The 8,962-nt window shown below is 71.4% G+C and carries 5 protein-coding genes; 4 read left to right on the forward strand and 1 reads right to left on the reverse strand.

The window, feature by feature from the left end:
* Positions 1 to 2,604 (reverse strand): alpha-glucan family phosphorylase (glgP, locus tag AOK16_RS02945; RefSeq protein ID WP_055470637.1); only part of this gene is annotated, 2,604 nt, incomplete at its 3' end.
* 213 nt (positions 2,605 to 2,817) lie between these two features.
* Here glgP and AOK16_RS02950 point away from each other — a divergent pair.
* From AOK16_RS02950 to AOK16_RS02965, 4 genes are all read left to right on the forward strand, one after another.
* Positions 2,818 to 4,029: a S8 family peptidase gene (locus AOK16_RS02950; protein WP_055470635.1), complete on the forward strand. Its 1,212-nt coding sequence runs from the start codon at positions 2,818 to 2,820 to the stop codon at positions 4,027 to 4,029.
* A gap of 305 nt (positions 4,030 to 4,334) precedes the next feature.
* Entirely contained in the window at positions 4,335 to 6,323 is a 1,989-nt protein-coding gene (locus tag AOK16_RS02955; protein ID WP_055470636.1) for an alpha-1,4-glucan--maltose-1-phosphate maltosyltransferase, read from the forward strand.
* A complete protein-coding gene (treS, locus tag AOK16_RS02960; RefSeq protein ID WP_079101000.1) occupies positions 6,320 to 8,122 on the forward strand; it encodes a maltose alpha-D-glucosyltransferase in 1,803 nt (600 codons plus the stop codon). The genes AOK16_RS02955 and treS overlap by 4 nt, the downstream gene beginning before the upstream one ends.
* A 258-nt stretch (positions 8,123 to 8,380) precedes the next feature.
* The coding region (locus AOK16_RS02965; RefSeq protein ID WP_420865369.1) for a maltokinase N-terminal cap-like domain-containing protein at positions 8,381 to 8,962 on the forward strand (582 nt) is incomplete at its 3' end.

Genomic DNA, 8,962 nt, shown 5'->3' on the forward strand with positions numbered 1-8,962 from the left:
CTCCCCCGCCGCCCCCTCCGACGGCATGGCCACCAGGCCCAACTCCGCGCCGGAGGCGAGCAGCCGGTGCGCCGGCAGGATCCGCACCGTGTAGCCGAAGGGCCCGGTGCGGTTCAGGGCGAGCGGCCCCTCGTACAGCCAGCGGCCCTCGGTGTCCGAGCCGCCGGCCGGCTTGAGGGGCACCGCCACCGCGTCGGTGATCCGGTCCTCCGCGTCCACCCGGCCCGCGACCGCCTGCACCTCCACGTCGTCGGGGGACAGCCGGTCCAGCGCGACCCGCACCCGCAGCGAGAGCGTCGAACCCAGCTCCGCGCTGCCGCTCACCCCCTTACCGGTCTCGACGTGGTCGACGGCCACGCGCGGCCAGGCGGCCCGGACCCGCTCCTTCCAGTCGGCCAGTTCGCCCGCCGCGACGGGCCCGAGGGCGCGATGGGCGCGGGCGGCCGGCGCGTACAGCCGCTCCACGTACTCCCGGACCATCCGCCCGGCCAGCACCTTCGGGCCGAGCGAGACGAGGGTCCCGCGGACCATCTCGATCCAGCGGTCGGGCAGCCCGCTGTGCTGCCCGCGGTCGTAGAAGCGGGGCGCGACCCGCTCCTCCAGCAGCCGGTAGAGCGCGATGGCCTCCAGGTCGTCGCGCCGCTCCTCGCTGGTGGCCGTGCCGTCCGCGGTGGGGATCGCCCAGCCGAAGTCCGGCTCGTACCACTCGTCCCACCAGCCGTCCAGGACCGAGAGGTTGAGGGCCCCGTTGAGCGCGGCCTTCATACCGGAGGTGCCGCAGGCCTCCAGCGGGCGGAGCGGGTTGTTCAGCCACACGTCGCAGCCGGGGTAGAGCTTCTGCGCCATGCCCATCCCGTAGTCGGGCAGGAAGACCACGCGGTGCCGCACGCGCGGGTCGTCGGAGAACTTCACCAGTTCCTGTACGAGCCGCTTGCCGCTGTCGTCGGCCGGGTGCGCCTTGCCCGCGACGACGATCTGGAGGGGCCGCTCGGGGTCGAGCAGCAGCCGCATGAGCCGGTCGCGGTCGCGCAGCATGAGCGTGAGCCGCTTGTACGAGGGCACGCGGCGGGCGAAGCCGACGGTGAGCACGTCCGGGTCGAGTACGCCGTCGATCCAGGTGAGTTCGGCGGCCCCGGCGCCGCGCTGCCGCCACGAGGTGTACAGCCGCTCCCGCACCTCCTCGACCAGCTGTCCGCGCAGCGTCCTGCGCAGCTCCCAGATCTCGCGGGCGGGGATGTCGGCGACGGCGTCCCAGCGGGCCGAGATTCCGGCGGCGAGCGCGTCCTCGGCCCGGTCGGAGCCGATCTGCCGGGCGCCCAGCCGGAACACCTCGGGCGCGACCCAGGTGGGCGCGTGGACGCCGTTGGTGACGGAGGTGATCGGCACCTCCTCCGGGTCGAACCCGGGCCACAGCCCGGCGAACATCTCCCGGCTGACCTTGCCGTGCAGGGTGGAGACGCCGTTGGCCCGCTGGGCCAGCCGCAGCCCCATCACCGCCATGTTGAACAGGTTGGGCTCGCCGCCCGGATAGATCTCCATGCCGAGCTGGAGGATGCGGCCCACCTCGACCCCGGGCAGCTCTCCGCCCTCGCCGAAGTGCCGGGCGACCAGTTCGCGGTCGAAGCGGTCGATGCCCGCGGGGACGGGGGTGTGGGTGGTGAACACGGTCCCGGCGCGTACGGCCTCGAGCGCGGCGTCGAAGTCCAGCCCCTCGTCCCCGAGTTCGCGGATCCGCTCCAGGCCGAGGAACCCGGCGTGCCCCTCGTTGGTGTGGAACACCTCGGGCGCGGGGTGCCCGGTGAGGCGGCAGTACGTGCGGACCGCGCGCACGCCGCCGATGCCCAGCAGCATCTCCTGCAGCAGCCGGTGCTCGCTGCCGCCGCCGTAGAGCCGGTCGGTCACGTCGCGGGCGCGCGGGTCGTTCTCCTCGACGTCCGAGTCGAGCAGCAGCAGCGGCACCCGCCCGACCCGGGCCAGCCACACGTACGCGCGCAGGGACCGGCCGCCGGGCAGGTCGAGGGCGATCTGCGCCGGCTTGGTGTCGGCCTCGCGCAGCAGGGACAGCGGCAGTTCGTTGGGGTCGAGGACCGGATACTGCTCCTGCTGCCAGCCGTCACGGGAGAGCGACTGCCGGAAGTAGCCGTGCCGGTAGAGGAGTCCGACGCCGATGAGCGGGACACCGAGGTCGCTGGCCGCCTTGAGGTGGTCCCCGGCCAGGATGCCGAGGCCGCCCGAATACTGCGGCAGGGCCGCGGTGATGCCGAACTCGGGCGAGAAGTAGGCGACGGCGGCGGGCAGATCGGGGTCCGCGGCCTGGTACCACCGGGGCCCCACGAGATAGTCGTCGAGCCCCTCGGCCGCGGCCGCCAGGCGCCGCAGGAAGCCGTCGTCCCGGGCGAGTTCGGCCAGGCGCGAGGCGGATGCGGAGCCGAGGAGCCGTACGGGGTCGCCCCCGGCCGCCGCCCAGCCCTCGGGGTCGACGGCCCGGAACAGTTCGCGGGTCTCGGTGTGCCAGGACCAGCGCAGATTGCGCGCCAGTTCGCTGAGCGGTCGTAGGGGTTCCGGAAGGACGGGGCGCACGCTGAATCGACGAATGGCCTTCACCCTTCGACGTTAGCCGCGCGCCGCGGCGCACGGCCACGGCGCACCCCCGGCGCCCGCACCTTGCCCCCGAACGGTGGCACGACACGCGTTGACGCGTGGAGATCTCGCGGCGAACTCCCGCACGGAATCTGTCGTTCAGGCGGTCTTGTCGACAGAGCGTCATAACGAGACTCTTGCTGTCACATCCGAGTTGTCGCGGAGCAAGGGGGATTCATGGCACTGACACGACATCACCGGTTGCGCCTGGCAGGGGCAGTGACAGCGACGGCCGCCGCGGCCGTCCTCGCCGCCGCCGCACTGCCGGCGCACGCCACCCCCGCCGAGGGCCGCATCCTGGGCGCGGGCGCGCCCGGGGCCATCGGCGGAAGCTACATCGTCACGCTCAAGCAGGGCGTCGCCGCGCCCTCCGCCACGGGCAAGGACCTGGCGAGAAAGTACGGGGCCGAGATCCGCCGGACGTTCGGGGCCGCGCTCAACGGCTATTCGGTGCGGCTCTCCGAGTCGCAGGCCAAGCGCCTCGCCGCGGACCCGAAGGTCGCCTCCGTCGTCCAGAACAAGACACTGCACATCACCGACACGCAAGCGAACCCGCCCTCCTGGGGCCTGGACCGGATCGACCAGCCGGACCTGCCCCTGAACAAGGCGTACACCTACCCGTCAGGCGGCGGCGCGGGCGTCACCGCGTACGTCATCGACACCGGAATCCGCACCTCGCACCAGGACTTCGGCGGCCGGGCGGTGAGCGGCTTCGACGCGGTGGACGGCGGAGCGGCGACCGACGGCAACGGCCATGGCACGCACGTCGCCGCGACCATCGGGGGTAGCTCGTATGGCGTAGCGAAGAAGGTCAACCTCGTCGCCGTGCGCGTACTGGACGACGCCGGGTCGGGCACCACGGACCAGGTGGTCGAGGGCATCAACTGGGTGATCCTGAACGCCAGGAAGCCCGCGGTGGCGAACATGAGCCTGGGCGGTCCGGGCGATCCCGCGCTGGACGCGGCCGTGAGCAACGCCATCGCGTCCGGCGTGACCTTCGCGGTGGCGGCGGGCAACAGCACCGCGGAGGTGGGGGCCTCTTCGCCGGCCCGCGTCCCGGAGGCCATCACGGTCGGCGCGACGGACGAAGAGGACGCCTTCGCCGATTTCTCCAACTGGGGAAGCGGCGTCGACCTGCTCGCCCCGGGAGTGAACATCAAGTCGGCGTGGAACACGTCCGACACCGCGACCAACACCATCTCGGGCACGTCGATGGCCACGCCCCACGCGGCGGGCGCATCGGCGCTGTACCTGGCCGCACACCCGGCAGCCACTCCGGCCCAGGTCTCCGCGGGGCTGACGGACAGCGCGGCCAAGAACAAGGTCACCGACCCGCTGTTCTTCCGGTTGCTGTTCACCCCCAACAAGCTGCTGCAGGTCCCCAACTAACCCCGGATCAGCACACGGAGGATCCGACCGGAGCGGTCCCGCGGCAACGGCGCGCGGGACCGCTCCGGTTTTTTACCGTTACGCAACAGTAGGCCGGTCACGGGCGGATTGGGCGCCTGTGCCCGGTGGGCAGTCTCCGATACGAGTCTCGCGCCTCGCACACCTCCCCCGCAGGACCCAATCACCCACCTGAGTGAACGCGGACAGGAGCGGCCATGCCCGCAGTCGGCACGTCCCCAAGGAAACCGATAGAAAGTACAAAAGCCAGTAAAGTGGCACAAACCGCAACGCCTCCAGGTGATCCCGTGATCGGACGCATCCCCGTTCTGGACGTCAGCCCACTCGTCGACTGCGGTCGCCGCCCGGCCAAGGCGGTGGTCGGCGAGACCTTCACCGTCAGCGCCACCGTCTTCCGCGAAGGCCACGACGCGGTCGCCGCCAACGTGGTACTGCGCGATCCGGCGGGCCGCGCCGGGCCGTGGACCCCGATGCGCGAACTCGCCCAGGGCACCGACCGCTGGGGCGCCGAGGTCACCCCGGACGCCGAGGGCCGCTGGACGTACACGGTCGAGGCCTGGAGCGATCCGGTCGCCACCTGGCGGCACCACGCGGGCATCAAGATCCCGGCCGGGATCGACACCGGGCTCGTCCTGGAGGAGGGCGCCGAGCTGTACGAGCGGGCGGCGGGCGGGGTGCCCAAGAACGAGGGCCGCGAGCACGTGCTGAAGGCCGTGGACGCGCTGCGCGACGAACAGCGCCCGGCCGCCGCCCGGCTGGCCGCCGCGCTGACCCCCGAGGCGGTCGGGACGCTGGACCGGTTCCCGCTGCGCGAGCTGGTCAGCGCCTCCCGCCCGATGCCCCTCCAGGTCGAGCGGCGGCGCGCGCTGTACGGGTCGTGGTACGAGTTCTTCCCCCGCTCCGAGGGCGCAGTCCTCGCCGAGGGGCAGCCGCCGGTCAGCGGCACCTTCCGCACCGCGGCCGAACGGCTGCCCGCCATCGCCGCGATGGGCTTCGACGTCGTCTACCTCCCGCCGATCCACCCCATCGGCACCGCGTTCCGCAAGGGCCCGGACAACGCGCTGCACGCCGGTCCCCACGACGTGGGCTCCCCGTGGGCGATCGGCTCCCCCGACGGCGGCCACGACGCGATCCACCCGGACCTGGGCACGCTCGCGGACTTCGACCACTTCGTACGGAAGGCGCGCGGGCTGCGCATCGAGGTGGCGCTGGACTTCGCGCTCCAGTGCTCGCCGGACCACCCGTGGGTCGGGAAGCACCCGGAGTGGTTCCGCCACCGGGCCGACGGCTCCATCGCGTACGCGGAGAACCCGCCGAAGAAGTACCAGGACATCTACCCGGTCGACTTCGACACCGACCTGCCCGGGATCGTCCGTGAGACGCTGCGGGTGCTGCGGTTCTGGATGGACCACGGGGTGCGGATCTTCCGGGTCGACAACCCGCACACCAAGCCGGTGGTCTTCTGGGAGAAGGTCATCGGCGACATCAACCGCACCGACCCCGATGTCGTCTTCCTCGCCGAGGCGTTCACCCGGCCCGCGATGATGCACACACTGGCCGCGATCGGCTTCCAGCAGTCGTACACCTATTTCACCTGGCGCAACTCCAAGCAGGAGCTGACCGAGTACCTCACCGAGCTGTCCGGGGACGCCGCCGCCTACATGCGGCCGAACTTCTTCGTGAACACCCCCGACATCCTGCACGCCTACCTCCAGGGCGGCGGCCGCCCCGCCTTCGAGGCCCGCGCCGTCCTCGCCGCGACCCTCTCCCCCGCCTGGGGCGTCTACGCGGGGTTCGAGCTGTGCGAGCACGAGGCGGTGCGGCCGGGCAGCGAGGAGTACGCGAGCTCGGAGAAGTACGAACTGCGGCCGCGCGACTGGGAGGCGGCCGAGCGGGAGAACCGTACGATCGCCCCGCTGATCACCGCGCTCAACCGGGTCAGGCGGCGCCATCCGGCCCTCCAGCAGCTGCGGAACCTGCACTTCCACCGGGTCGACAACGAGGCCGTGATCGCCTTCTCCAAACGCTCCGGAAACGACACCGTTGTCACCGTGGTCAACCTCGACCCGCGCCACACCCAGGAGGCCACGGTCTCGTTGGACATGCCGGAACTCGGCCTGGACTGGCACGAGTCCGTCCCGGTGCGCGACGAGCTCACCGGCGAGACCTATCACTGGGGCAGGGACAACTACGTGCGACTCGAACCGGGCCGCGCCCCCGCGCACGTACTGGCACTGCGGCCGTCCTCACCGATCGGAGGGTCACCCACCACATGATCGTCAACGAGCCCGTCCAGGACACCTTCGAGGACACCCCGGCCGGCGACCGGGATCCCGACTGGTTCAAACGCGCCGTCTTCTACGAAGTCCTGGTGCGCTCCTTCCAGGACAGCAACGGCGACGGCATCGGCGACCTCAAGGGGCTGACCGCGAAGCTGGACTACCTCCAGTGGCTGGGCGTCGACTGCCTCTGGCTGCCGCCGTTCTTCAAGTCCCCGCTGCGTGACGGCGGTTACGACGTCTCCGACTACACCGCGGTGCTGCCCGAGTTCGGCGACCTCGCCGACTTCGTGGAATTCGTGGACGCCGCGCACCAGCGCGGCATGCGCGTGATCATCGACTTCGTCATGAACCACACCAGCGACCAGCACGAGTGGTTCCAGCAGTCCAGGAGCGACCCCGACGGGCCGTACGGCGACTACTACGTCTGGGCGGACGACGACAAGCAGTACCAGGACGCCCGGATCATCTTCGTCGACACCGAGGCCTCCAACTGGACCTTCGACCCGGTGCGCAAGCAGTACTACTGGCACCGCTTCTTCTCCCACCAGCCGGACCTCAACTTCGAGAACCCGGCCGTGCAGGAGGAGATCATCTCGGCCCTGCGGTTCTGGCTCGACCTCGGCATCGACGGCTTCCGCCTCGACGCCGTGCCCTATCTCTACGCGGAGGAGGGCACCGACTGCGAGAACCTGCCGCGCACCCACGAGATGCTCCGCCGCGTCCGCGCCGAGATCGACGCCCACTACCCCGACACCGTCCTGCTGGCCGAGGCCAACCAGTGGCCCGAGGACGTGGTCGACTACTTCGGCGACTACGCCAAGGGCGGCGACGAGTGCCACATGGCCTTCCACTTCCCGGTCATGCCGCGGATCTTCATGGCCGTGCGGCGGGAGTCGCGCTACCCGGTCTCGGAGATCCTCGCCAAGACCCCGGCCATCCCCTCGGGCTGCCAGTGGGGCATCTTCCTGCGCAACCACGACGAGCTCACCCTCGAAATGGTCACGGACGAAGAGCGCGACTACATGTACGCGGAGTACGCCAAGGACCCGCGGATGCGCGCCAACATCGGCATCCGGCGGCGCCTCGCGCCCCTGCTGGACAACGACCGCAACCAGATCGAGCTGTTCACCGCCCTGCTGCTCTCCCTGCCCGGCTCGCCGATCCTCTACTACGGCGACGAGATCGGCATGGGCGACAACATCTGGCTCGGCGACCGCGACGCCGTGCGCACCCCGATGCAGTGGACCCCGGACCGCAACGCGGGCTTCTCCTCCTGCGATCCGGGTCGGCTCTACCTGCCGACCATCATGGACCCGGTCTACGGCTACCAGGTCACCAACGTCGAGGCCTCGATGTCCTCGCCGTCCTCGCTGCTGCACTGGACCCGGCGGATGATCGAGATCCGCAAGCAGAACCCGGCATTCGGCCTCGGCTCGTACACCGAACTGCCCTCCAGCAACCCGGCGGTGCTGGCCTTCCTCCGCGAGTACGGGGACGACCTGGTCCTGTGCGTGAACAACTTCTCCCGGTTCGCGCAGCCGACGGAGCTGGACCTCCAGGCGTTCAACGGACGGCACCCGGTGGAGCTGATCGGCGGGGTGCGCTTCCCGGCCATCGGCGAGCTGCCGTATCTGCTGACGCTGGCCGGGCACGGCTTCTACTGGTTCCGGCTGCGCAAGCCGGGGACGCCGGTGACAGCGGTCAACGGCAGCGCGGTGAGTGCGGCGGAGGCGGCGGGAAGTCCGGGCGCGGCCGCCGCGGACGGGGCCCCCGTCCGGCCCCGTGACCGGTAACGGCTGATCGTCCGGAAGTGGCGGGATGGTGGCGAAGGTTGCGGTTTCCCCCGTCCCGCCCTGGGCAGTCTCTTGCCATCGCCGTACGGCAACAGGCGGGAATAGGCCAAACGCCGGACTGTAGGGGCGATCTCACTCGACACGTCCCGCACCGCCGGACAGCCTCCCCCGTTGCTCTCAGCATGGAGGCACCACCACCGCATTCCGGGACGCCAGGCCCATCTTCTGTGGTGCGCCCCGGGGAAAGGACGCGACGCCATGTCGGAAGGCTCGACCCGCGCCAACCCGACCCGTGCGGCCACCCCAGCGGCCCTCAACGGCGGTGCGCCCGAGGGGTTCAGCGGTGGCGGACACCCCAACAGCCCGGCGAGCAGGGGCGCATATGCCAAGGGCAGGCCCCTCGCGGCGGACCACGGGCTGCTGCCCTCGCTCGTACCGCTGCTGGGCGAGTGGCTGCCGCACCAGCGGTGGTTCGCCGGAAAGGGCAGGCCGATCACCGGCTTCACGCTCGTCTCGGCCACCGAACTGCTGCCCCGCGGCGCGGGCGGCGCGGCGCCCGGGCTGCTCCACCTCCTCGTCCGTGCGCGGCAGTCGGGGCCCGCGGAGCCGAGCGCGGCCGAGGGCGACTGCTACCAGTTGCTGCTCGGCATCCGCTCCGTCCTCCCCCAGCACCTCGCCCACGCGCTGATCGGCCGCCCCACCGGCGGCCCCCTGCACGGCACCACCGTCTACGAGGCCCTGGCCGACCCCCGGCTCACCGGGATCCTGCTGGAGCGGCTGCGGGTGCCCGGGCGGCTGGGCGCGCTGCGCTTCACCCGCGCCCCCTCCACCGCCATCCCC

The sequence above is a fragment of the Streptomyces pathocidini genome, assembly GCF_001418495.1.
In the GTDB taxonomy this organism is placed as follows: domain Bacteria; phylum Actinomycetota; class Actinomycetes; order Streptomycetales; family Streptomycetaceae; genus Streptomyces; species Streptomyces pathocidini.